Source organism: Achromobacter pestifer (assembly GCF_902859625.1).
Classification (GTDB): Bacteria; Pseudomonadota; Gammaproteobacteria; order Burkholderiales; family Burkholderiaceae_B; genus Achromobacter; species Achromobacter pestifer.
The window spans coordinates 809,638-834,239 of sequence record NZ_CADIJX010000003.1; the positions used below are offsets into that span (position 1 = coordinate 809,638).

Annotated in this window: 22 protein-coding genes; 12 read left to right on the plus strand and 10 right to left on the minus strand. The window is 62.6% G+C overall.

Going from position 1 to position 24,602, the window contains the following annotated elements; all coding sequences use genetic code 11:
* The first annotated feature begins 170 nt into the window (after nt 1-170).
* Nucleotides 171-1,718: a hypothetical protein gene (locus tag HV753_RS15270; RefSeq protein ID WP_175175320.1), complete on the plus strand. Its 1,548-nt coding sequence runs from the start codon at nt 171-173 to the stop codon at nt 1,716-1,718.
* A 67-nt stretch (nt 1,719-1,785) separates the two neighbouring features.
* Complete coding sequence (locus HV753_RS15275) at nt 1,786-2,235, plus strand: GNAT family N-acetyltransferase (RefSeq protein WP_175175321.1); 450 nt, start codon at nt 1,786-1,788, stop codon at nt 2,233-2,235.
* A 15-nt stretch (nt 2,236-2,250) separates the two neighbouring features.
* On the opposite strand, the gene HV753_RS15280 is transcribed toward HV753_RS15275, so the two are convergent.
* Complete coding sequence (locus tag HV753_RS15280; protein WP_175175322.1) at nt 2,251-3,027, minus strand: bestrophin-like domain; 777 nt, start codon at nt 3,025-3,027, stop codon at nt 2,251-2,253.
* A 146-nt stretch (nt 3,028-3,173) separates the two neighbouring features.
* On the opposite strand from HV753_RS15280, the gene HV753_RS15285 reads away from it, so the two are divergent.
* Complete coding sequence (locus HV753_RS15285) at nt 3,174-4,223, plus strand: NADP(H)-dependent aldo-keto reductase (protein WP_175175323.1); 1,050 nt, start codon at nt 3,174-3,176, stop codon at nt 4,221-4,223.
* 36 nt (nt 4,224-4,259) lie between these two features.
* Here the strand turns inward: HV753_RS15285 and HV753_RS15290 are convergent, their stop codons facing one another.
* Nucleotides 4,260-5,069, minus strand: coding sequence for a metallophosphoesterase (locus HV753_RS15290; protein ID WP_175175324.1), 810 nt, complete (start codon nt 5,067-5,069; stop codon nt 4,260-4,262).
* Nucleotides 5,070-5,195: 126 nt separating this feature from the next.
* Between HV753_RS15290 and HV753_RS15295 the strand changes: the two genes are divergently transcribed.
* The 4 genes from HV753_RS15295 (at nt 5,196) to HV753_RS15310 (ending at nt 8,639) form a co-directional block, all read left to right on the plus strand.
* Nucleotides 5,196-5,603 (plus strand): lysozyme inhibitor LprI family protein, encoded by a 408-nt coding sequence (locus tag HV753_RS15295; protein WP_175175325.1) that lies wholly within the window; start codon nt 5,196-5,198, stop codon nt 5,601-5,603.
* Entirely contained in the window at nt 5,600-6,250 is a 651-nt protein-coding gene (locus HV753_RS15300; protein ID WP_246288285.1) for a DNA-3-methyladenine glycosylase I, read from the plus strand. Before HV753_RS15295 ends, HV753_RS15300 begins: the two co-directional genes overlap by 4 nt.
* 69 nt (nt 6,251-6,319) lie before the next feature.
* Nucleotides 6,320-7,621, plus strand: coding sequence for an NAD(P)/FAD-dependent oxidoreductase (locus HV753_RS15305; RefSeq protein ID WP_175175326.1), 1,302 nt, complete (start codon nt 6,320-6,322; stop codon nt 7,619-7,621).
* A gap of 49 nt (nt 7,622-7,670) precedes the next feature.
* Nucleotides 7,671-8,639: a bifunctional helix-turn-helix transcriptional regulator/GNAT family N-acetyltransferase gene (locus HV753_RS15310; RefSeq protein ID WP_175175327.1), complete on the plus strand. Its 969-nt coding sequence runs from the start codon at nt 7,671-7,673 to the stop codon at nt 8,637-8,639.
* Between the two features lie 7 nt (nt 8,640-8,646).
* On the opposite strand, the gene HV753_RS15315 is transcribed toward HV753_RS15310, so the two are convergent.
* Nucleotides 8,647-10,059, minus strand: coding sequence for a DUF2252 domain-containing protein (locus HV753_RS15315; protein WP_175175328.1), 1,413 nt, complete (start codon nt 10,057-10,059; stop codon nt 8,647-8,649).
* Between the two features lie 227 nt (nt 10,060-10,286).
* Between HV753_RS15315 and HV753_RS15320 the strand changes: the two genes are divergently transcribed.
* Together HV753_RS15320 and HV753_RS15325 are read left to right on the plus strand one after the other, a co-directional pair.
* Complete coding sequence (locus HV753_RS15320; protein ID WP_175175329.1) at nt 10,287-10,454, plus strand: hypothetical protein; 168 nt, start codon at nt 10,287-10,289, stop codon at nt 10,452-10,454.
* A gap of 59 nt (nt 10,455-10,513) precedes the next feature.
* Nucleotides 10,514-12,751: a phosphocholine-specific phospholipase C gene (locus HV753_RS15325; RefSeq protein WP_175175330.1), complete on the plus strand. Its 2,238-nt coding sequence runs from the start codon at nt 10,514-10,516 to the stop codon at nt 12,749-12,751.
* 94 nt (nt 12,752-12,845) lie between these two features.
* On the opposite strand, the gene HV753_RS15330 is transcribed toward HV753_RS15325, so the two are convergent.
* The 4 genes from HV753_RS15330 to HV753_RS15345 all read right to left on the minus strand — a co-directional run bounded on the left by HV753_RS15330 (nt 12,846) and on the right by HV753_RS15345 (nt 18,333).
* Entirely contained in the window at nt 12,846-13,541 is a 696-nt protein-coding gene (locus tag HV753_RS15330) for a pentapeptide repeat-containing protein (RefSeq protein ID WP_175175331.1), read from the minus strand.
* A gap of 90 nt (nt 13,542-13,631) precedes the next feature.
* On the minus strand, nt 13,632-14,282 hold the full coding sequence (locus HV753_RS15335) for a response regulator (protein WP_175175332.1): 651 nt from the start codon (nt 14,280-14,282) through the stop codon (nt 13,632-13,634).
* A 55-nt stretch (nt 14,283-14,337) separates the two neighbouring features.
* Nucleotides 14,338-15,435 (minus strand): ATP-binding protein, encoded by a 1,098-nt coding sequence (locus tag HV753_RS15340; protein WP_175175333.1) that lies wholly within the window; start codon nt 15,433-15,435, stop codon nt 14,338-14,340.
* Nucleotides 15,436-15,513: 78 nt separating this feature from the next.
* Entirely contained in the window at nt 15,514-18,333 is a 2,820-nt protein-coding gene (locus tag HV753_RS15345; protein WP_175175334.1) for an ATP-binding protein, read from the minus strand.
* 408 nt (nt 18,334-18,741) lie between these two features.
* Between HV753_RS15345 and HV753_RS15350 the strand changes: the two genes are divergently transcribed.
* Nucleotides 18,742-19,539: a hypothetical protein gene (locus HV753_RS15350; protein ID WP_175175335.1), complete on the plus strand. Its 798-nt coding sequence runs from the start codon at nt 18,742-18,744 to the stop codon at nt 19,537-19,539.
* Between the two features lie 52 nt (nt 19,540-19,591).
* On the opposite strand, the gene gvpU is transcribed toward HV753_RS15350, so the two are convergent.
* Complete coding sequence (gene gvpU / locus HV753_RS15355; protein WP_175175336.1) at nt 19,592-20,038, minus strand: gas vesicle accessory protein GvpU; 447 nt, start codon at nt 20,036-20,038, stop codon at nt 19,592-19,594.
* 227 nt (nt 20,039-20,265) lie between these two features.
* A complete protein-coding gene (locus HV753_RS15360) occupies nt 20,266-21,603 on the minus strand; it encodes a ParB/Srx family N-terminal domain-containing protein (RefSeq protein ID WP_175175337.1) in 1,338 nt (445 codons plus the stop codon).
* Between the two features lie 199 nt (nt 21,604-21,802).
* Between HV753_RS15360 and HV753_RS15365 the strand changes: the two genes are divergently transcribed.
* Nucleotides 21,803-22,426, plus strand: a complete 624-nt coding sequence (locus tag HV753_RS15365; RefSeq protein WP_425485900.1) for an ankyrin repeat domain-containing protein — start codon at nt 21,803-21,805, stop codon at nt 22,424-22,426.
* 115 nt (nt 22,427-22,541) lie between these two features.
* On the opposite strand, the gene HV753_RS15370 is transcribed toward HV753_RS15365, so the two are convergent.
* A complete protein-coding gene (locus HV753_RS15370; protein ID WP_175175339.1) occupies nt 22,542-23,648 on the minus strand; it encodes a porin in 1,107 nt (368 codons plus the stop codon).
* Between the two features lie 254 nt (nt 23,649-23,902).
* On the opposite strand from HV753_RS15370, the gene HV753_RS15375 reads away from it, so the two are divergent.
* A complete protein-coding gene (locus tag HV753_RS15375; protein WP_175175340.1) occupies nt 23,903-24,556 on the plus strand; it encodes an NUDIX hydrolase in 654 nt (217 codons plus the stop codon).
* Nucleotides 24,557-24,602: the final 46 nt, after the last annotated feature.

Sequence of the window (24,602 nt, forward strand, 5' to 3'; positions counted from 1 at the left end):
CTGATTTTTGTATATTTTTGCATACAAAAAATAGAGAGGCAATGACGAATTTCCGCCGCAGGGGGGAATGACTGGCAAATCGGGGCATTAATTTTTCGTCGGGGCTGCCGTTACAAGTTGAAGAGAATCCCAAAGGGCAGGCGCTGCCCTTGCGCCTGGAAGACACCACCATGACTGCCATCAGTTCGTCGGGAGCGTTGCCTAGCGTTGCCCAACCCAGCACCGTCAATCCCATCTCGCGCGCGCTTGTTGCCGCGCCATCCTCCGGCGCGTCTGCGTCGACCGCCGTCAGGCTGGGTCAGAATGCATTGGCTTCCGGCGCGTCGACCTATACGCAGTCCGGCTCCCTGACCGATCCCGTTTGGGTGGCGATGTCCAGCAAGGTGCTCTCGCTGGGCGGGGGCAATCCGTTTTCGGACGTTGGGGCGGCGTTGCTCAGCCGCTTCAGCACCGACGGGGGAAATTACACGCAGTTTGTGCCGGCCGGACGCACGGAAGCGGGCGCGCAAGCCGTGTCCAACAGCGCCATGCCACCGGGCGCGCTGGCCGACAATACGGTCTCGTTGCGCATCGGTACGGCCAGCGGCGCCCAGGTCGAGGTCTCGCTGCGACGCGGCACGGAAGGCATGGCGGTGCAGATCGACGTGACCAATGGGGCGTTGAGCGAAGACGAACGCAACGCGATTGCCTCATTGGCCGGCGGCTTTCAGGATGCGCTGGACGGGTTGGCCCAAGTGCCCCCGCGCCTGGCCATCGCCGGGTTGGCGGATATGGATACGTCCTTGCTGTCGTCCGTGAATCTGCGTGCCTCGACGCGCACGAATGGCGTCGAGGTCCAGAGCATCGAATTTTCCGCCGACGCGGGGCAACGATCCGTGACCGTGTCCGGGCCGTCTGGCGAGGTCAAGGTTGGCGTTGACCTGACCAAGCCGGCCACGTTTGGATCGGCCGAGCAGCAGGCCGCCGCCGTCAGCAGGTACTTGCAGCAGTTCGACAGTGCGCGCAGCCGAGGGCAGGGCGACGAGACGTTGATGTCCATCTTCAAGGATGCGTTCTCTGCGGTGCACGGCAGTTACGGCGCGGCGCAAGCCCAGCGCGCCCAGCCGGCAGGCACGGTCGAGCGCATTCCCGCATCGCAAGCGCACCGCAGCCTGCTGTCAGGCCTGGCGGATTTTTCGGCTTCGATCAAACAGACCTCAAAGAGCGTCAACCCAGGCCGGCGCGATGAGGTGGATGGGTTTGCATTCCAGGTGTCGCAGAACAGCAAGGTCTCGGGGCAGGCCCGATGGAATCTGGCCGTGTCGCAAGACCAGCAGACCTCCCTGAAGGCCAGCTTTCATAAGTCGCTGTCGCCCCAGGTCGCCCTGGCGCTGACCGAGGACAAGGCATCGCAGAATTATCTCTACTACCAGGTCAACGACGCCACCAGCACCCGGACGGATCTGGCCTATGACCATGGCACACTGGCGTCGGCGTCGATGAGCCAGTCGCGCAACCTGTCCATGCAGGTGTCCAAGTACGTGCAGGGCAAGCTCGTCGAGCATACCGTCACGCCGACGGTGGACAGCTTCAAGCGTGATCTGCTGCCGATGTTCCAGGCCGCCAAACTGGACGAGCCTGACAAGAACAGCCTGGAACCACGCGATCAGGCCGAGGCGAGCCTGCGCCGCCGGTATCTGGATCTGGCGCGGTCGGTCGCGGAGCTCTCGCAGGGTTGATGATGCGTTGGCGGCGTCATTTATCATGGCTTCCATGAGCAATGCACGCCGACGCAAATAAGCAATCATGGACATCACGTTTAGACCCGCGGTCGCGGCTGACGCCGCCGCCTGCGTCACGCTGCGCGGCATGACCCGCGAAAACGCCGTCACCGAAGCCGAGCTGGCCGACGCCGGCATCACCAGCGAAACCTGGGCTGCGGGGATTCAGGAAGATCTATATCCGGGCTTTGTCGCGCTGGATGGCGACAAGCTGGCTGGCTATTGCTTCGGCCATCGCGACACCGGAGAAATCGTCGTACTGGCGTTGTTGCCGCAATACGAGGGGCAGGGCGTGGGCAAGACGGTCTTGAACCTGACGGCTGACGCGCTTCGGAAACGCGGCCATGCCCGCTTGTTCCTGGGCTGCGCCACCGATCCGGCCGTGCGCTCGTACGGCTTTTACCGTCATCTGGGGTGGCGCTCCACCGGCACGCTGGATGACGCGGGCGACGAGGTGCTGGAATACCACTTCTGAACCGGCGCTTGGACGCTAGAGTTCGTGCTCCAGCGTCGTCTGCATCCGTTCCATGCTTTCCTGGCTGACCTGTATCACGCCGCTGCCCGGCTGGTCGATATCCACGATGAACGTCAGCACCAATGAGATCAGGGCAGCGAACAGTCCGGTCGATACCAGCCGCCTGCGCCCATGCAGGCCGGTGCCGTAGGCAATAAAGGCCACGGCGCCCGCGCTGACGATGAACAGCAGGTAGAACACCGGTTCAGGCACGTGGTTTTCCAGCGCAACGCGGCGCTTTTCATTGACCTGCGCCATTTCGTTGATCGCCTGGATGAACATGATGGTCGAGATCGCGGGCGGATTGTCGGCCGAGTTTGCGGCGATGGTGCGGATCTGGCGTTCGATGCGCCGCGTGGTGGCGTTGGCGGCATCGAACCGGGGCGCGTCGTTTTCGGCCTCGTGCAGATCCAGTGCGGCCTTGGTGTAATCCAGCAATAACCGGGGGATCTGTTCGCGGGCAGACTGTGCGATCAGTTGGGAACGCCAATAAGCGTTGCCAATGGCGTTGGCCTCTTCCAGCACCAGGTTCTTGCGTGCTTCAAACCGCGTGACCGACATGGCGAAGGTAAATCCCAGCAGCAGGGCCAGCAGGCCGAGCAGGGCAGTTTGCAACGCCGTGATGTGCGTCTTGTGGGACTCATCGGCGGGTCTTCGTTGTTTCCGGCCCAACCGGAAGCCCAGCTCGATGATGCCCAGGAAGACCAGGACGCCAAGGAAGAACAGATAGGATTCGTTGAAATTCCTGAACATGGCGCTTTCCCGTCTCGGACAAGCCAGCGTATGCGGATTGCAAGGCGCAGGCAAGTAGCCGAATCCCCGTAGGGGTTGTCAGGGAAACGCCAACATCTTGGAGTAAGGTGTCGCTTCCTGTCTAAGACCCCCGCACGGAGCAGAACTTGAAAACCCGCAAACTCGGCCGTACCGACCTGGATGTCAGCCTGATTGGATTGGGCACCATGACCTGGGGCGAACAGAATACCGAGGCAGAAGCCCACCAACAACTGGACTACGCGCTGTCGCGCGGCGTCAATCTGGTCGACGTGGCCGAGATGTACCCGGTGCCGCCCAAGCCCGAGACCCAGGGCCTGACCGAAACCTATATCGGAACCTGGCTGGCGCGCAGCAAGCGCCGCCAGGAAATCGTGTTGGCCAGCAAAGTGGCCGGCCCGGTGCGTGACCCCAAGCGTCCTGGCCACATCCGCGACGGCAAGACTTTCCTGGACCGCAAGAACCTGACGGCTGCGCTGGACGCCAGCCTGAAGCGCTTGCAGACGGATTATCTGGACCTGTATCAGCTGCACTGGCCTGATCGCACTACCGCCACGTTCGGCCAGCTGAACTACCCCTGGGTGGAAGACGATCACACCGTGCCGATCGAGGAAACGCTGTCGGTCTTGCAGGACTTCGTTCGCGCCGGCAAGGTGCGCCACGTTGGCGTCTCCAACGAAACGCCTTGGGGGGTTGGCCAGTTCCTGCGCCACGCGGACAATCAGTCGTTGCCGCGCATCGTGTCGATCCAGAACGCCTACAGCCTCTTGAACCGTGTGTTTGAAATCGGCCTGTCCGAATTCACGCACCACGAAGGCGTGGGTCTGCTGGCCTATTCGCCGCTGGCGATGGGCATGCTCTGCGGCAAGTACCTTGACGGTGCCCGCCCCGAAGGCGCGCGCTTGACCCGCTACACGCGGTTCACCCGTTACAGCAATCCGCAGGCCGAAGCCGCCACCCGCGAATACGTGGCGCTTGCGCGTGAGCACGGCTTGTCGCCCACCCATCTGGCGCTGGCCTGGGTGAATCAGCGTCCGTTCGTCACCAGCAACCTGATCGGCGCCACGACGCTTGCGCAACTGAAAGAGAACATTGACAGCGTGGATGTCACGCTGTCGCCGGAACTCCTGAAGGCGGTGGACGAGATCCACGTGCGCCACCCGAACCCGGCGCCCTGATCCGCGCTTTCACGGCTCAACCATCCGCAGCAAACGTCAGGCCGTCACTTCCCATAGGCGATCAGGCACGAACTCCGCCTGTTCGCCTTTCTTGGCATAACCCAACGGGTTGGCCACGACGCGGCAGCCGTCCTTGATGTAGTCATGAGGGCAATGCAGGTGGCCATGCATCCAGGTGTGGGCCAGCGGCAGCAGGGCGTCCAGACGGTTGCAGAACCCTGCGGTGCCGGGCGTCACGCCGAAGCGCGGATCGGCGCTGGCCAGGGTGGGCGCGAAGTGGGTGATGGCCAGCGTTGGCCCCTCGAAGGGCACGCGCAGGGCAGCCTCCAGCCACGCCTGACAGGCCAGGCCCTGTTCGCGCATCTGCTCGGCCATGAAGGGGGCGCCGTGCCGCTGCATCTGGGCTTTTTCCAGGTAGAAGTCGGCGGCGCGAAACGCCTTGGCGCGCTTGGTCAGCGCGACGCCCAACGTGTCGCTGTCCGCCGCCAGTGCGTCGAAATCGGTCCATAGCGTGGTGCCGACCAGGCGCACGCCGTCGATCACACAGGTTTCGCGTTCCAGCCATTGGATGCCCAAGGCGTGGCATAGCTCGCGCAGGCGATCGTGCGCTTCGTCGAAATCCAGGTTGTCGTATTCATGGTTGCCGGGTACGTACACAACGGGCGTGGGCCAGCCGTTGCGCGGAGCGTAGCTGCCCAGCCCGAAGTCGTCGCGGGTCAGTTTTGACTTTCGCTGATACGAACCGATGTCGCCGGCCAACACCAGCAAGTCGGCACCCGGGGCAGGCTGCGCCAGGAACGTCGGGTCGGATTCCAGGTGCAGGTCGGAGAGCAGTTGAATCTTCATGCCCGATATCTTAGGCGACGTGCGCGTGTGCGACATGCGCGTGTGCGACATGCGCGTCCCCGGGCTTCCATGCGACACTTTCCCATCGGAACCGTCCATTCACCCCGACTACCAGGAGGAACGCTTATGCGTATCGCGATCGCCACGGCCGCCGCGCTGATCCTGGCGGCAGGCGCTCAGGCGCAGCCGCTGAACTGCGCCAACGCCGCCACGCAGACCGACATGAACCTGTGCGCCGACCAAGCCTACCGAAAGTCCGATGCTGATCTGAACAAGGCCTACAAGACGGTGATCGATCGCCTGAAAGACGATCGCACCACGACCACCCAGCTGCAAGCCGCCCAGAAGGCCTGGCTGTTTTTCCGCGATGCGGAATGCGCGTTTTCATCCAGCGGCACCACGGGGGGCAGCGCCTACCCGATGGTGTTGACCCAATGCCTGGATAAGTTGACACAGGCGCGCACGAAGGAGCTCCTTGCCTATCTGAAGTGCGAGGAAGGCGATCTGAGCTGCCCCGTGCCGGGCAAGCAATGACGATGCTGGAGGTGGCCGCCGTGCCGGACCCGTCCGGACTGATCCAGGACGCAGCGGGTATGCCGCGCTGCTTCTGGCAGCCGTCCATGCCCGACTATCACGACAACGAATGGGGGCGGCCGGTGGTCGACGACCGCCGCTTGTACGAAAAGATCTGCCTGGAAGGCTTCCAGGCGGGCATGGCGTGGATCACCATCCTGCGCAAGCGCGAGGCGTTTCGCGAAGCCTTCGATGATTTCGATTTTGAACGGGTGGCGCGCTACGGCGATCAAGACGTGGATCGCCTGATGGGCAACGCCGCCATCGTGCGTAACCGCGCCAAGATCGTGTCCACCATCAACAACGCGCGCCGAGCGCTGGCGCTGGCCGAGGAAACGGGATCGTTGTCGGCCTGGTTGTGGAGACACGAACCGCCGGCCAGCGATAGGCCGACGGCAGTGGACCTGGACTACTGGAACCACAACCCGACGTCGGCGGCGTCGGCCGCATTGTCCCGGGCGTTGAAAAAACGAGGCTGGACGTTTGTCGGTCCCACGACGATGTACGCCTTCATGCAGGCAGTGGGCATGGTCAATGATCACATGACCGGCTGTGTCTGCCAGCCCGCCATCGAGGCCGCCCGGGCCGCCTTCAAACGGCCGGCCTGAAACGTCCAGGCTGTTGTTCTCTCGCGGTGGTTTAATCGGGCTTCGTCCGTTCACAGCAAGGCGGCGTCAATGACCCTTTCTTCCCCCCCTGTGGTACCAGGCAGCCGCGTCGCGGTCATTGGCGGTGGCGTTGCCGGGCTGAGCGCGGCCTGGTTGCTATCGGACAGGTTCCACGTGACGCTGTTCGAGGCGGGCCGCTACGTCGGCGGCCACACCAATACCGTCGACGCCGTGGTGGATGGCGTCAGCCATCCGGTCGACACCGGTTTCCTGGTGCACAACGACCTGACCTATCCCAATCTGGTGCAGCTGTTCCAGCATCTGGACATTCCGGTGCATGCCAGCGACATGACGTTCAGCGTATCGCTTGCGCAACCCGATCTGGAATGGGCGGGCACCCGTCTGGGCACGGTGTTCGCGCAACGCCGCAATCTATTCCGTCCGGCCTTTCTGGGCATGTTGAAGGACATCCTTCGGTTCAATCGCCTGGCCGCGCATTATCTGGCGCAATCCGGCCCGCATGCGCTGCTGGGCGATCTGTTGGACGCTGAAGGCTACGGCCAGGCCATGCGCAACTGGTATCTGCTGCCGATGGCGGGCGCCATCTGGTCCACACCGCCCAGCATGGTGCTGGCCCAACCCGCGCGCACCTTCTTGTCGTTTTGCCTGAACCACCGCTTGTTGCAGGTGGCAGGCCGCCCGCAATGGAAGACGGTGGAGGGGGGCGCGCGCCAATATGTCGACGCGATGCTGCCGCGTATCGCGTCGGTGCGTGTCGCCACTCCGGTGCATGCCGTCAAGCGCCTGCCCGATGGCGTGGAGGTGCATAGTGCGGGACAGGTCGACCGGTTCGACGCCGTGGTGCTGGCCTGCCATGCGCCGACGTCGCTGGCGATGTTGGATGCCAGCGAAGACGAGCGCGACGTGTTGTCGCGTTTCCGCTACCAGCCCAACGTCGCCGTCCTGCATACCGATACTGCGCTGCTACCGCGCCGACGGGCGGTGTGGTCGGCCTGGAATTATCTGGCTGGCCCTCAGCCCGACGCGCCCATGTCGGTCAGCTATCTGCTGAACCACTTGCAGCCGCTGCCGTTCAAGCACCCCCTGATCGTCACGCTGAACCCGCAACGCGAGCCAGCCGCCGACCGGGTGCTGGGCCGCTACGAGTACGAACACCCCATCCTGGATGCCGGCGCCGTCGAGGCGCAGGCGCGGCTGGCTCGCATCCAGGGCCGCGCACGGACTTGGTTCTGCGGGGCGTGGGCGGGTTACGGTTTCCATGAAGACGGCCTGGTGTCCGCGATCCGCGTGGCGGCGGATTTCGGCGTCACACCGCCCTGGGCGTCGCGTGCCAGTGCATCCTTGATTTAGTTGCGACACGCAAGTATATTGGTTGCGAACCGCAACTTATGGGGCCGCCATGGATCTCATCGATTTTCCCTCCCAGTCCCGGGAGCAAACCATTCAGGACCTGCGTGAGTTTTCCCGCAAGCTGGTCCGCGAGCTGGGCTTCATGCGCACGTCTCTGGCCGGTAGCGATCTGGCGCCATCGGCGGTGCATGCCATCTTGGAAATCGGTTTGCAGCCGGGCATCCAGGCGCGCGACCTGGCGGCCATTCTCAGGTTGGACAAGTCCAATACCAGCCGGCAACTGGCCAAGCTGGAATCCGCGGGGCTGGTGGCTCGCGAAACCGATAGCGATGACGCGCGATCTTCCCGGCTGGCCCTGACCGACGCGGGCCTCGCGTTGCGTGCGCGGATCGACCAGTTCGCCACGGATCAGGTGTCCCGCGCTTTGCGGCAGTTGGCGCCGGACGACCAGCAATCGCTGATCCGTTTCATGTCCCTGTACGCCGATGCGCTCTCGCGCGAAAACCCCAATGTGGCGCCGGGGGCGGCGGCCGGCATTGCCGACCAGATACATGACGGCTATGTACCGGGCTGCATCGGCGATGTGGCCAGTCTGCACGCGCGCTATTACGCGCAGGCCTCGGGTTTCGGCGTGTATTTTGAACGCAAGGTCGCCAGCGAACTCGGCGCCTTCGCCGAAGAGTTGCCTGCGCCGGGCAAGGGCATATGGCTGTATGTGGAAGGGGGCAGGGTGCTGGCCTCCATCGTGATCGACGGTGATCTGGCCAGCCGGCAGGCTCATCTGCGCTGGTTCATCGTGGACGAATCGTTGCGTGGCATGGGTGTGGGCCGGGCGCTGCTTGAGCGCGCGCTGGCATTCGCGGACACGCATTACGACGAGACCTATCTGTGGACATTCCAAGGGTTGGACGCCGCCCGCCATCTGTACGAGGCAGCGGGCTTTGTCCTGACCGACGAATCGGAAGGCCGGCAATGGGGCAGCGCCGTCGTCGAGCAGCGCTTCTTGCGCCGGCGCTGACCTCGCCTTACACCCGAAAGTCCGCTGCCATGTCCTCGTCCGTGCGCAGCGGCAGCTTGCCCGAGCGGCAGGCGTCGGTGAATACGCGGTAGTCCTTTTCATTCTGGCGGGCATATTCCTGCGAGTACTCGACCAGCGCGTCGACAAAGGCGTCGCCCCGGCCCATGTACGCCGCCAGTTCGATGGCGCGGCCGCTGGCCTTCGCGTGTGCGCGTGCCAGCGCCCAGCCGCAAAGACGGGCATATCCGGCAAGGACTCGGGCATCGAATCCTTCGACGTCGGCGGACACCTTCATGTCTCGCAATTGCCGGAAGTAGTAGTGTCGGCCGCGCGGGCCGCTGGCCCAGCCCAGGAAGATATCGCTGGCGGCCTGCAACAGCCGCTGCCCATTGACCACACGGCAGCCTTCGTGGGGTTCGGCTTTGGCGGCCGTAAAGCGGGCGATCACTGAGCGGCAGGCTTCCTTGATTTGCAGGAATAGCGGGTTGTCCCAACTGTCGGTCAGCAGCACGACCAGGCACCGCGTGCCCACACTGCCCACGCCCACCACTTTGAAGACCACGTCCTGGATTGAAAAGTGTCTGAGCAGTTCACGGCGATCCGGGGCCAGGCTGTCCTGATAGTGCCCGTAGCACTTGGCCATCTTCTTCTTCCAGGCCGTCGTGTCGGGCCAGGAGTTCGATTGATCCAGAAGTGAATTCGGGCCTCTGGGGTGGAACAAGGCGGGCGGGGCATCGCGAATCTGCCAACGGCCATCCTGCTGGAACGCCATCTTGCGCAGCACGCTTTCATGCGTACGGCTGGCGGCCTTCTCCATGGCCTTGGCGATAAGCCGGCGCCCTTGCGGGGTGCTCGCCTCCTGAAGCATGCGGTCGAAGGTGATGCCTTCGTACCAGATGTCCAGCGCGCTGTTCTGCGCGTATTCGGCCATGCGCCGCCGGTACTCGCCAGCTGCCGCCGTCACGGCGTCGGCCACGTCGCCGCGGCTGAAGCCCAGGTGCTGCCCCGCGATGGCGATACTGGCCGTCAGCCGCTTCAGATCCCATTCCCAGGGGCCCGTGGCCACTTCGTCAAAGTCGTTCAGGTCAAACAACAGCTGTCGTTCCGGCGTGGCGAAGCCGCCAAAGTTCAGCAGGTGTGCATCGCCGCAGACGGGAATGTTGATGCCCATGACGGGGGTGCCCGCCAAGTCGTGCGCCTGAAGAATGGCGCTGCCACGGAAAAAGGTGAAGGGGGATGCCGCCATGCGCCCGTAGCGCAGTGGAATCAGCGCCTCCACGCGATCGGCGCTGCTCTGGCGCAGGAGTTTGATCGGGTCCCGGTCGGTGTTGCCGGCCGTGCCGTGAGAGGACCGCTTGGCCCGTTCGCGGGCTTTCAATCCATGTTGCTTCCGCGCTTGAATGCTATCCGTGTTGAGCATGATTGCTCCTAGTAGACAGGCTGACTTCGACGGCTTGCTGGGAGATATCGAGTGTAGGGGCGCGGCGGTCGGTTGGCTAGCGCGGCAACGGAAATACACCGATACATCACCGCCGCGCGTGGCGCGCGGGGATTCACGGCGTTGTCACGTCGCATTCCTAGACTCGCGGGGTCTTGCCGGGTGACAGCGGCATGAAAGCTCGTTCCTCCCCTCTCTCTGATCTCCCCATGCCCTCCAAACGCCTAACAACAATGCTTGCGGTCACGTTGCTCGTGGCCACCACCCTGTCCGCCTGTGGCGGCGATGACAGCGACGATCCGCCGACGACCAATCCGGAACCTCCCGTCACGGAACAGCCTCAGCCACCCGCGCCGCAACTGCGCTGCGCACCCTGAGCCACTGACGCCTGTTCCCGTCCGTTTCGTCCTGCCTTCAACGACCCCAAATCCCGCCAATGACTTCACGCCGCAATTTCCTACAGACTGCCACCGGCGCAGGTTTCGCCGCCGCCGCCCTCGCCGCATTTCCGCCCAGCATTCGTCGGGCCCTGGCCATCCCTGCCAACAATGCCACAGGCACCATCAAGGATGTGGAGCACGTCATCATCCTGATGCAGGAGAACCGTTCGTTCGACCACTATTTCGGTACGCTCAAAGGCGTACGCGGGTTTGGCGACCGCTTTACGATCCCGTTGGCCAATGGTCGCAAGGTCTGGCAGCAGCAACGCGCCAATGGCGCGGTGCTGACGCCCTACCATCTGGACGGCAGCGCCAACAACGCGCAGCGCGCGGACGGTGCGCACCACACCTGGGTGGACAGCCAAGCGGCGTGGGATCACGGCCGCATGACGCAATGGCCTGCGGAAAAGACCGACATCTCGATGGGCTATTTCAAAGAACGCGAGATTCCATTCCAGTTCGCGCTGGCCAATGCCTTTACCTTGTGTGACGCCTATCACTGTTCCATGCACACCGGCACCGACGCCAATCGCTCTTTCCACTTGACGGGCACCAATGGCGCCACCGCCGGCGGCGCGTCGTTCGTCAACAATGAATGGGATTGGATCGACGGACTCCCCGCGTCGCAGAACAGGGGCTACACCTGGAAGACCTACGCCGAACGGCTGGAAGACGCGGGCGTCAGCTGGATCTGCTACCAGAACATGCCGGATGAATGGGGCGACAACATGCTGGGTGCATTCCAGCAATTTCGCCGCGCCAACATCGCCTCGGGCTTCCCGGTATCCAGCGGTGGCAAGCCGGGCGTGCCGTACGCCAATACCGGCCAGGCGCTGCCTTATCACGCCTACGATGCCGCCACCGACAATGCACACAACCCCTTGTACAAGGGCGTTGCCAATACCTTGCCGGGTACGGCGCCGGAGAACTACCTGGATGCCTTCAAGCGCGACATTCGCGAAGGCAAACTGCCGCAGGTCAGCTGGATGAATGCGCCGTCCATCTATTGCGAGCATCCTGGTCCGTCCAGTCCCGTGCAGGGCGCCTGGTTCCTGCAAGAAGTGCTGGATGCGCTGACCGCCGTGCCGGAAGTCTGGGCCAAGACCGTCGTCCTGGTGAATTTCGACGAGAACGATGGGTACTTCGATCACGTGCCGTCGCCGTCCGCGCCGTCGTCCAATGACGGTTCGGGCAAGGCGGGCAAGTCGACACTCAGCGACGCCGACATGGCATTTGAGTACTTCACGCATCCCGCGCCGGCGGGCAGCCATACCCAACCAGCGCCAGACGGTCGCGTCTACGGGCCGGGACCGCGTGTGCCGCTGTTCGTGATTTCGCCGTGGAGCCGTGGCGGCTGGGTCGATTCGCAAGTGTTCGACCACACGTCGGTGCTGCGCTTCCTGGAGGCGCGCTTTGGGGTTCAGGAACCCAACATCAGTCCGTTCCGCCGGGCTGTTTGCGGTGACCTGACCAGCGCATTCAATTTTGCAACGCCCAACACCGAAGCGCTGCCCACCTTGGCCGGACGCAGCACGCGCAGCGCGGTGGATCAGTTGCGCACGGCACAAGAGGCCTTGCCCGCGATGCCCCTGCCGACGGACATGCAACTGCCGATCCAGGCCAGCGGCACCCGTCCGTCGCGCGCCTTGCCCTACGAACTGCACACCAGCGCGCGTTGCAGCGCCGAGGGGATGGTCGAGTTGCTGTTCTCGAACACGGGCAGGCAGGCCGCCGTTTTCCACGTGTATGACCGCCTCAACCTGGATCGCCTGCCGCGCCGCTACGTGGTCGAGGCGGAAAAGTCGCTATCGGACACCTGGGATGCGTTCCGGGACAATCTGGGCCGTTATGACCTGTGGGTGTTGGGCCCCAACGGCATGCACCGCCACTTCAAGGGCGACACCGCTCGCATCGCCGATACCGGCGTCGCGCCTGAAATCCGCGTCTGCTACGACATCGCCAATGGCGATGTCTACGCCGACCTCATGAACGCGGGCGCCAACCCGGGCGATTTCACGGTGACGGCGATGGCCTACCGCCAGGACGGGCCATGGCGCCAGAATGTGGCGGGCGGTGCGACGGCATCCGTCCATTGGTCGCTGGAGGGCAGCGGGCAGTGGTACGACTTCGCCGTGACCTGCGCTTCCGATCCGACCTACTACCGCCGCTTTGCCGGGCGCGTGGAAACCGGCAAGCACACGGTCAGCGATCCCGCGATGGGTACGCAGGCATAGCAGCAGGGGTAGGACTTCGGGAGATGCCCGGCGGTCATGCCGTCGGGCAGTCAAGCCCTTGAACAGGCTCCGGCCCGTGGGCAGCGCGTGCGTGTCAGATCACGCTGATGCGCAATTCCGCCAACAGCGCGGCCGCCTGCGTCTTGGATATGGTGGCGCCGGCCAGCCGCGCGGCGGCGGTCAGATCAATCCCGTTCAGGTCCACTTCACGCAGGTCGGCGCCTTCAAAGCGCACGTTCTTCAAATTGGCATTGCGCAGGCTGCCGCCATGGAACACCGTGTCGCGGAAATCGCTGCCCGCCAGGTCCGCGTCTGAGAAATCCAGCTGCATGATGTTCGATTTGCGGAACGACACGCCCCGCAGCAGCGCGCCCACCAGCAGGCATTCCTCCACGATCCAGCCCAGGCAAGCGATGCCGTCGAAATCGGAGCCGGTCAATTTGCAGCCCTGGAACCTTGCCGCCGCCAGGCGGGCGCGGCGCCAGCTGGCGTTGTTCAGGTCGCAGTTCTGGAACACGGCGTCGCTCGCGTCAACCGAGGCAAAATTGGCTCGCCCGCCACGGCATCGGACCCAGGTGGTGTCGGCCAGCGTGGATCCCTGGAACGAGGTGTCTCCAATGGCGCAGGCGGTGAATGTCGCCCCTTGCAATTCCAGGCGGGAAAAATCGGCACCTTGGAAGTCGCAGTCCTGGAACGACAGCGGATTGCCCGCTGCTTGTTCAATCAAGGCCTGCATGGCCTTGCGATCCACGTTCTGGTCCGTCACGGTTTCAACTGCGTCTTGCGTCATGCCTGGGGTCTCGGTTTGCTGCGATTGGGCTGGAATGCCCAAGGGCCATGCATTTAGATGGGGGGATAGTGTCTTGGAGCGCTGAATGAGTTACTGGAAAATCTCGCTTTCCACGCAAAACGCCACCAGCTCCTGGTCGGTCTGCACGTTCAGCTTGCGCATCGCCGAGATTTTTTGTCCGCTGACGGTTTTCACGCTGCGCTTGAGGGTCTCGGCAACCTGCATCATGGATTCGCCGCGGATGAAATGGCGCAACACTTCAAACTCCTTGGGTGACAGGCTATTGATGCGCTCGCCGATGAATTTGGTGCGTGAATCCACGGTGCCGTCGCGTTGAAATCCGGGCGGGTAGTACTTGCGGCCGGCTTGCAGCGTCTGCAATGCGGTCACGATTTCGGTCAGGTCATCGCGCTTGAGCACCACGGCGGATACCCCTGCATCATAGAGCGCCGAGATGATCATCGGGTTGGACACCATGGTCAGTACAACGACTCGCGGATGAGGGAAATGCCGCGTCAGGTATTTGATCAGACGGATGCCGTCTCCGTAGGTTTCATCGCCGGGCATGGAGTAGTCGGTGATGACCACATCGGGCAAGTCTCGGGTCAGATGCTCGACCAGCGCCGTGGGGCTGGACAACGTCGCGCTGATCTCCACGCTGAGATCCCGTTCCAGCAGATCGCGCATCGCCATCCGCACCAGCGGGTGGTCGTCGGCTAGGACTATTCTGAGTCTTTCCATGGGATGGCGCTGTGAAATAAACGGGTGAAATAGCGGGAATTTTCTGCTTCGGAAACTACACTTGAATCAGGAAATCCCTGATTTCAAGCACCAGCCTTGAGGTTTCCAGAAAAGCCTGTTCGTTCCACCCGTCACCCCTGAGCGTTGTGTCGACGGTTTTAATGTCATTGGCTAACGTGGTCATGGCTACCATCATCAACGCGCCACGCATGCGATGCAAGGCTTGTAGCGCGACAAACGCATCACGCCTGGCGATGGCTTGTTCTAGTTTATCCAAATCGTCATGCATGGTGTCCAGGAAAAGGCGGCGAAATCGGTGTGGGATGGGGGGTTGCGGTGGAACACCCTCGGGCGGTTGGGTAAGAGGGGTGCCGTGGACCAATCGCGCAATGCCCGAGCCGATGCCCTCCAGGTCGTATCCATCGAGCGGCTCAATGGTGTCAGCGGCAAACGGCCCCGGCGCGCACGTGGACAGATAGTGGCCGGTCCAGTGGGCGGGCCTGGCACCGCTGCCGGTCAGTAGATCAAGGAACACGTCATCCGATGCTCCGCAGGGAATCGGGTCGGTTGCGGGGGTGGCGTTCGCTCCCCAGCGGGACAGCCATGAACAGACGTTGTTGCTCAGTTCACGATGCGGGCTGCGCACGAGGACGCGGATGCCACGAAGATCGGGGATATCGACGGCCGCGCCTTCCGAGGCAGGTAGCGCCAGGTCCAGGGAGAAGCTGCTGCCCAATCCCGGTTCACTGGTTACGCGAATGTGGCTACCCATCAGCTGGGCCAAGTGCGCGCAGTGGGCCAAGCCGGTGCGCCGGCCGTGTACGGCATGGCCAATTGGGCGGACGGAATTGAAAAGTCCTGCTTGGTCTTCCCGGTTGATGCCGATACCGGTATCCACGACTTGTAAGGTTAGCCGCTGCACTCCGTCCGTGCGATCACCGCCACGCAACCGAACGATGACGTGGCCGGATTCAGTAAAGCTGAGCGCATTGCTCAGCAGATTGCTGAGAATCTGTCGAAGGTTTGACGTATCGCCCGTTGCCCAAGGGATAACGGATAGATCGGTGGTGGAGAACAAGAGCAGGTTCTTTTGTCGCGCTTGCGCGGCAAAGGAACGGGTAGTGCTTTCTACCAGTTTGCGTGGGCTGAACATGCGGGAAGTGGTCTGAGGTTGGGTAGGGCGCGCTCCATGGCGTAGCGTTACCCCCGCCACGGCCGGGAGACAGCTGGGCTAGTCCCGAGGGACTTTGACGGCTTGCAGCATTTGATGCAAAGCGGATAACGCCAGGGGTTTGACCAGCAAACTGGTCATGCCGGCGTTCATGGCACGTTGTTGTTCATGGGGAAAAGCGTTCGCCGTGACGCCCAGGATAGGACGGTCGTACCCACGGATGCGTAGCATGCGGGTCAGTTCATAGCCGTCCATCGCCGGCATGTTCAGGTCGGTCAGCACGACGTCAAAATCCAGCAGGTCCGGAAGGTTCATGGCTTCGTGGCCATTCCCCACCAGCACAACGGTGCAGCCAAGATGTTCAAGCTGTTCGCGCAGGATCAATTGGCTGATGGGGTTGTCTTCCGCGACCAGCACGCGCAGCGCCAGGGTTTCGGGTGTTTCCTTGGGGTCCAAGGGGGCGTCGCTGGCTAGGCCGCGTTGCGCCAATCGGATCGCATGCTTGATGCCGGCCAGATCGTACGCGCTGGCAAACCAGTAGTGTGGGCCGTCTTCAATGTTGGGACGCTGGCCGGGTGGGTGAACGATCACCTGCGCGCCTTGCCAGTCGCCGATCTTGCACACGTGTGGCCACGCATGGACCAGCACGGCGGAGGTATCCAGTGCGTCGTCATTCACGGGCAAGGGGTGCGCCACCGCGCCCCATCGGCGCAGCCAGCCGGATAGATTGTTCACGATCTCGGGCACGGCGCCTTGCACGTAGATGGCGGTGTCCTCCAGGGCAGTGTCGTCGGTGTCTGATTTGTCCGGCGCGGGTGGCAGCCGGATCTCGAATGTGATGCTGGTGCCCAGGCCGGGCTCGCTGACTGCATTGATGCGCCCATTCATCATGTCGGACAGGCTGCGGCAGATCGACAGACCCAGACCGGTTCCGTGCGATGCCACGGTGTTGTCCGCGTCGACCCGATAGTAGGGTTCGAACAAGCGCTCTTGGTGCTCCGGCGCGATGCCGGCGCCCGTGTCGGCGACCTGAAAGCACAAGCTCACTCCTTCTGGAGTGCGCCTGCCAATATTCAGGCGCAATACGACCTGGCCGGCGTCTGTGAACTTGATGGCGTTGCTGACCAGGTTGTCAAGAATTTGGCGAATGCGGGTGTTGTCGCCAATCACGGAGGCGGGTGCCTCGGGGGCGGCCACGGCGTAGGTGCGCAACCCCTTGGCTTGAGCCCGCGCGGCAAAGCTGGCCACGACGTTGTGCAGCAGATCAACCGGTGAGAAAGGCGCGTACTCCAGCACCGTTCGGCCGGCCTCGATGCGCGAAAGGTCCAGCGTGTCATTGATGGTGCGCAGCAACGTCGCCGATGATTGCTGGACGGTCTCAAGGTACTGCGCCTGCTGGCTGCTGACTTGCGTCAGCGAAAATAGTTCAAGCGTGCCAAGCATGCCGTAGAGGGGCGTGCGGATCTCGTGGCTCATCGTGGCAAGGAATGCCGTCTTGGCCTGATTGGCGGCTTCGGCATCGCGCTTGGCTTGCAGCAGGGATTGCTCGACCTGCTTTAACGCAGAGATATCGCTGATGCCGCAAAGCATGACGGACTCGCCCTGATAGGTCGTCAGCGCGAACGTCAGATAGGCGCTGCGGCCGTCGCTGAAATGATGTTCGCGGCCAGTCTCGATGGCGTCTTCCAGCAGAAGCTTTGAGCGCCAACCGGGAGTCCCTTGGAACCAGCGGCGGGCCATGTCATTGGACAGCACCACGGCGCCGTCGGAGCGGCGCAGCAGGCACAATCCGACAGGTGCGACTTGAATCAGTTTCTGATTGAGCGACACGCTGTCTGCAAGCGCCTCGTATTGGTGTCGCGCTGGCATCACCAGATGGCGGCGGATGTAGCGCATTTGCAGAATGACGATGGCGATCAAGAGTAAAGACGCGATGGCCGCGTTGCGCAAGGCAATGAGATTGTCGTGCAGGACGTTCGTAATCGGCGTGTAGTACACCAGGCGCCAGCCATCCACGCTGATCGATTTGCTCAGAACCAAGTAATCGGGGAGCCAGCCCTGGCCTCGCAGCCCGAATGCGTCTTCGTGAGTGATGCGCGCCAACGTCGGATCCCCGAGGCCGGCGTCGGGGCTTTGCAGTACGACGCGGTTTTTCTGGTCGAATAGCACATAGTTGCCTGCGCCCATCCGCGTCATGTCCACTGCGGACTCCGCACCATGGACTTCAAGCCCAATCCAGCCGGCATCAGGCCGAAAGATATCCAGCGGGGTGAACAGATAGAGTCGCTTGGTGGCACTCTGCGGCGGATGCAGCCAGACGATTTGGGCTTCCCCCTGAGGCAAGGGTCCCGACCCGATGCGAGTCAGGGCTTGCGTCAGCCATTCCTTGATCTCGACAGGGATTGCCGCCGGGGCAGCCTGACCGCGCGAAGTCACTGACGCCATGCTGGCATCGCGCGGGGAAACAAAGATTATGTTGGTGTTGGCCTGTTTCACGCTTTGCAGATCGCGTTGGGTCAAGACCAAGGCCCAGTTAAAAGTACTCGAGGAATTTCTGAGAGCCAGAATTTTGATCTGGCGCGACCCGCGAAACCGTAATGGCGTTTGGCCGATGCCGTCGATGTTTCGTATGGCCGACGCCGAAATGGACCGGAGCAGCGATTCACGCTGGCCGAAGAACAATTGTGCGTCATAGGCCGCCGCGTTCATGTGGCGGCGGTAGGTAGACACGACATTGTTGAAAGCCCAGTACAGATAGAACGTGGCGCCGGCCGCGATACAGACGAGCAAAGCCACTGCAAGCAGGTGCAGCAGCAATGAAGCCGCGCGTGGCGCGGTCTGAGGTTCGAGGGCGAGGGCGCCACGGTCTTCTACCAGCATTTGTGCCATCGTAGAAATACCTGCTTACCAAGAACATAAGAAGAATCTCAAAATGAAGGGGGAGGGCTTAATTTCTCAAAAGGTGCCTTGACGTGCCACGCCATGCGCCTTGGCGGCCGCTTTCATGCTTGATTTAAGAGTTTTCTTGTTCTTTCGATCAATGTCATTGGGCACCATTCGTAGGGAACGGCAATTCTCTTATGGATTCCTCTATGAATATGTTGCGGCGCGGCGGGTTCAGGCACGGCGCCACTTTTGCCTCGCAGCGGCTCGACGTTTAAGCGAGAACAGAATGACTTTGACCCGAATCTGCTCAGGCGCGGCGGTCTGCGCCAGCAATCGGTGCCGGGGGCTATGGGCGGACACTGTCCAGTCCCTTCAGCACACGCCGGCAGTGTGGTTGGTGCCATGAAGGACGATACCCGGCTGTGGCCTTTGCATGAGGAGTCCTCCCTGCTACGTTTTCAGCCCGTCTTCACGTCGCAGGGGCACGTCCATGAGTATGCCGTGCAGGGGCGCAACCGCCCCTCTCAGCGGGGGGAGCTGAAGCCCTTCGGTTTGGGGGCAGGGCTGGCTGCCAGCGTGGCATTCTTCAAGAAATTCAAACCGCCGATCCCCTTGTCATTCGAGCACCCCCTGGATGTGAATGGCGGTGGCTGTCCGGCTGAACGCCTATGCGCCGAACTAGGCATCGGGCTGGTCGACAACACGCTATGGGTCAACAAGCAAACCTGCTACGACGGCATCGCGCCTCTGATGATTCCAGCAGCCAGAATGACGTTCACATTGCCGCTGAGCGCCAAGCTGTCGAATTGCACCGATAGCCTGGCGCGTTATCCCGAGTTTCAGTCGCGTTTGCGCGTGCGTTTGATGCCCTGTAGCTCCAACGGAAAGGCGTTGGAACACGGTGTGTTGCACACCGAGGGCCTGCATCTGAATGTACCCCCGGGGTTGTTTGAGAACCGCTTCCTGCAAGGGCATTTCTTTACGCTGATGGCGCGCGCCCGCAACGCCGGTCTGCAAGTTGTCGCCAGCGGCGTTGACGACATCCGTGATTTCGCCTGGATGCGCATGCACAGCGACTTGCTATTTCGCGGAACGGTGTTGTCCGTGCCGCTAAGCCCCGACTGCCTGAACGTCTGGTTGCAAGCCGACAGTGACGCATGGCGTTCATTTACGGCGTCCACCACCCGCTTTACGGAATAAGGTGGGGCAGGTCCGGAGCCGAGGCTCCGGGCACAGGCTTGATGCCGGTGATTTAGTCCGCCACGCCCGATTGCAGGCGTCCCAGGATGAAGCCGTCCACCGAGCTGGTTCGGCCACGCCATAGCGTGGGCTGGCCGGCGACAGGCGTGCCGTCTGCCGCGAAAAACAAGGCATCGGCCAGGTGGATGTAGTTGGGTAGCGGATCGGCGGGCTGCGGCACGCGGAAGACGTCTCCCAGTTCGGCCAAGGACGCATGCACGCTTGTGCGGGTATCCGCGTCCAGCATGCCTAGCGAATCAGTGAAGCTGGCGGCGAAACGGTCAAAGTACTCCGCGCCTGACACGATCGATCCCGATACCAGCATGCCACCCATCTGCAACGTCACGCCGATGCTCTCGATCTGGCTGCCGTTGTTCACCAGGTTAACCAGGAACTGAAGAAAAGCGTCCGCGCTGGGCGTTGCGTTCTTGCTCTGGGAGAAAGAGGAATCGATGCTCATTGACAGGGTCTCGGAAAGGTCGGGAAGAGCCACAAGATACTCGATGCGCGCGAAAAATACACAGGCCGCAATAGGGCGATAAACGGCAGAATTTGGCATCAGACCGCAGTACAGAAACCGCATCGGGGGCGTATCCACAGGCATGCGCCCTGGGATAAGCCCCCGATCGTGCTGTGTTTTTCGGGAATCGCCAACGGCACGATTCCCGAAAAGCAGCGGCCCGCGTGTCACCAGCCCCAGCAGGTTCCTGCCGCGGGCTTGCCGCAAGCGCGGTAGTTGACGGCGAACCACAGTTTGCCGGCGCCACGCGGCGTGCCTTCGGGCGTGCTGCCTGTCTTGACATCGTTGCGGGGCAGTTCTTCCAACGCATCGCGCTGGTCCTTGATGGACACGCTGGCGGCGACGTTCGCTGCCAGCGGAATGCCGCCCAGGCTTGCTGCCGTACGGTCTTCAAAAACGATGTCGCTCGGAGCCAGCGCGCCCATCTTCAAGGATGCGTCCCGCACGGCGGCGGCATAGCTGTCATTGGCGCCGGTGGGCGCGGCCGACGAGTTCATCGTGCTGACCGCGAGGATCTGCGCGGGCGTGGCGGGCGCCACCATCTTGTACTGGTCCAGCGCGGACAGCTGGCCGCTGGCCACTTGGCGGCGCAGCCAATCACCCCACAGGAATTCCGCGAATTCCGGCAGGCTGCCATTCTTGTAGGCAACGTCGCGGGTGAAGTACACCAGCGAACGGTAGCGGTCTTCCTGCATGCCACCGGGTTCGTCGGTGCTGGCCAGGCCCAGGCGGCTGGGCAACTGGTCCACGGTGATGGGTTGATTCTGGCCGTCGCGCAGCCAGGCGCGGCGTTCATCGACCATGCGCTGCCAGAAGGCGGCGGACGAGGCGAGGTTGCTGTAGTTGGCATCAACCTTGACCCAGACGGGCAGTTTGACTCCGCCATCGAAAATCGCGCGCAGCGACGAGAACGTGTGATGGCCGTCGGTCAGGTACAGGTTGCCGTCCCAACCCACCACGACGGTCTTCAGGTTCGCGGTCTCGGTGCCCGGCGCCTTCTGGCAGGCGAACGTGTCGGGCTTGTCCAGGCGAGCTGCCTGGATGTCGGCGATGCTTTGAAATTTTTGCGTGGTGGTGACGCCACCCATGTCCTCGCAGTAGTCCTCGAACTTCTTGCCGACTGTGCGATTCAGATAGTCCAGCTGCAAGACGGGATCCGCTGCCCACGTGGTGCGGCTGAAGTCGCCTTGCCAACGGCCAAGCTTGTAGTAGATCTGGTCATAGCCGATGGCGGCCTGGGTCGGATGCAATTCCTCGATCGTCACCTTGATGACGTCGCCGGCCTTGGCCGTCAGGTAAGCCTGGTTGCGCGTGTCGACTTCTGGCGTCGGGTCCACGACAACCGGAGGCGGTGTGACCACGGGGGTTTCCGCGACATCGTCATCGTCGCTGCTATTGCAGGCAGCCAGCGCCAGCGGCAGCAGGGCCACGGCCAGCAGGCGTTGGACGGAGCGCAGACGGGGTCGAGGAAGGGCGGGCACGCGCGGGTCAGGATTCTGGTTCATGGGTCGGCTATGGCATCGATGGAATGGTATCCAATCATGACTGGCCCGTGTTTCCTGCGTATTGCACTGCTGAAATATGACGCGGATTTCCAGATGCGGGCGCGCTTGGTCATAATTCTCCATTGATTCAGACTGGAGGAGACGCGCCATGACACTCATCAACTTCTGGCGGACCTGCGTCGTGCTGGCGCTGAGCGCCATGGGCGCGGGCGCCTTGGCGGCGGAGGATCCTGCCGCGCGCTTGCGGGAGGCCGCGGCGCAGGGCGAGACGGCGCGCGTGCGCGAGCTGCTGGCCCAGGGAGCGCCGCTGGAGGCGGGGGATGCGCAAGGCAATACGGCGCTGCTACGCGCGACGCAGGGCAATCACGCCGAGGCCGCACGTGTGTTGATCGAGGCTGGCGCGGACGTGAACGCGCAGAACCAGATGCAGGACAGCGCCTATCTATTGGCGGGCGCGCAAGGCTATCGCGAGATCCTGGCGTTGACGTTGATCCACGGGGCCAACCTGAAAAGCACCAACCGTTATGGCGGCACGGCGCTGATCCCGGCGTGCGAGCGCGGTCACGTCGAAGTGGTGAAAACGCTGCTTGAGGCCGGCGTGGATCCCAATCATGTGAATCGTCTGGGCTGGACGGGGCTGCTGGAAGCCATCATCCTGAGCGATGGCGGGCCGCGCCATCAAGCGATTGTCGCGTTGCTGATCGAGAACGGCGCCGACGTGAACCTGGCTGACCGAGACGGACGCACGCCGCTACAGCATGCGCGCGAGCGCGGCCAGAAAGCCACCATCCAACTGCTGGAACGCGCACAGGCGCGCGGCTGATATTCCCGGTTCCCGGGCGCCGGCATGGCCCATCTGGCAAGGCGTCTTGCCGGCGGCGCACAAAAAAATGCCGGGCGCACGATGCGCCCGGCATTTTTTCCTAGCGGATTGAAGCTTAGAACTGATGGCGGATGCCCACGCCACCCGCAGTGCTCTTCAGACCGTCGATGAACGCATAGTCCGTGCCATACGAACCGTAGGCGTACAGATTGGTGCGCTTGGACAGGTCATAGGTGTAGCCGACGCTGTAGACGTTCATGTTGGCGTTGCCGCCCGTCAACTTGGAGTTGGACGGATCCACGTGTTGCCACGAGGCGAACACGCTGCTGGCGCCGCCAACCGGCAGGGTCGCGCCCAGCATGTAGGCGTTGGCCTTGAAGCCATTCACGAAGCGGTTGGTGCCGAATTCGTCGCTGAACGGCGTGCCGGCGGGCAGATCCTGGCCAACGAACCAGCCATCGGTGGTGCGGCCGTAAGCGGCGGCCAGTTTCACGACCTCCAGGTCATACGACACGCCCAGCGCGTACTGGCGCGGCGTGGCGTTGCTGTCGATATTGCCGCGGTTGGAACCGTTCAATTGGTCGTACGTCAGCGCCACGTTCAGCGGGCCTTGCACGTAGCGCAGACCGGCGGTGATGCCGCGCGTGTTGTCGGCGGTACGGAAGCCCGTCTGGTCGGCGGTCGTGTCATCCGCGTTGAACGAATAGCCCACGCCGAATTCAAAGCCGTTCACCGACGGGGTGCGGTACATGACCATGTTGTCCCAGCGCATGGTGTTGGCCGCGCTGAAACCCAGGCCCAGGTTGGATTGGGTGTAGCTGGTGTAGAAGGGGTCGATGTCGGCCAGGTAGTTCGAGCCGATCGTGGCTTGGCGGCCGAATTCCAGCGAGCCCCAAGCGTCGTTGGCCAGGCCGATGGTGGCTTGGCGGCCGAACAGGCGGCCGGATTGACCACGTTGGCCGTTGCCGGAATCAAAGCCGCTTTCCAGCTTGAAGACGGCGCGCAATCCGTCTCCCAGATCTTCGGATCCGCGCAGGCCCCAGCGGGAGCCGGCCTGGATGCCGTTGATCATGCCGAGCTTGCTACCACTGTAGCCGTCGCCTTTGATCTTGTTGTAGCCGATGCCGGTGTCGATGACACCATAGAGAGTGACTGACGGTTCTGCCTGAGCGATGCCTGTGAAAGCGGTCAGCATCGCAGCGGCGAGCAGCGTCTTTTTCATCCGGAAGTCTCCTGGAATTTGGGTTGGAAAAAACAAAGGGAACAGCACGCTCGGCATGCTGCCTAGCGGTGTTCCCAACCCGTAGTGTAAAACACTTACGTTATTTTCTGCTTATTACGTGTGATATTCCGGCTATTTCGCTTAATTATCGGCCTTTGGATTGGCCTGCGGAAAGCTTCTGTTGCAGGGCAGCGATTGACCGTTTGGCCTCATAGTGGCATCTTGCCCCGAAGCTACATTTACGGAACCGCCCCGTGGACTATCCACTGCCTCTTGTCACCGTCGACGCCGTCTTGCTGACCTTGCGCGCAGGCGGCCTTGAAATCGCCTTGCATCAGCGCGACCGCGCGCCTTTCAAAGGGGGCATGGCGTTGCCGGGCGGGGTGGTGCACACGGATGAAGACGGCAACACCGAAGCCAGCATCCGCCGCGTGCTGCGGGACAAGACGGGTTTTGAACCGCGCTATCTGGAACAACTACAGGTGTTTTCGGGCGCTGATCGCGACCCGCGCCAATGGTCCTTGTCTGTGTCCTACGTCGCGCTGGTGCCGGTGGCCGAGTTGGAAGCCGCGGCGCAGGCCGAATTCCGTTTCGTGAGCGTGGACGCGCTGCCGCCGCTGGCGTTTGATCATGCGGACATCGTGGCCGCGGCCGTCGCCCGCCTGCGTGGCAAATCCAGCTATTCCACCTTGCCCTTCTTCCTGTTGCCGGAATGCTTCACGCTGACCGAGCTGCAACACACGTATGAAGCCATCTTGCAGACTCCGCTTGAGAAGTCGAATTTCCGCAGGAAGATGGAAGCCTGGGGGGTGCTGGAAGCCACCGAAGACTACGTGCTGGGCGCGCAGCGTCCCGCGCGCCTGTACCGGTTGAAAGACTTCGCCTTGTTCGACCGCAGCGTCGGATAGCCTCTTTGGCATCTGCCCTGGCCGCGTCGAAAATCAACATAGTTGC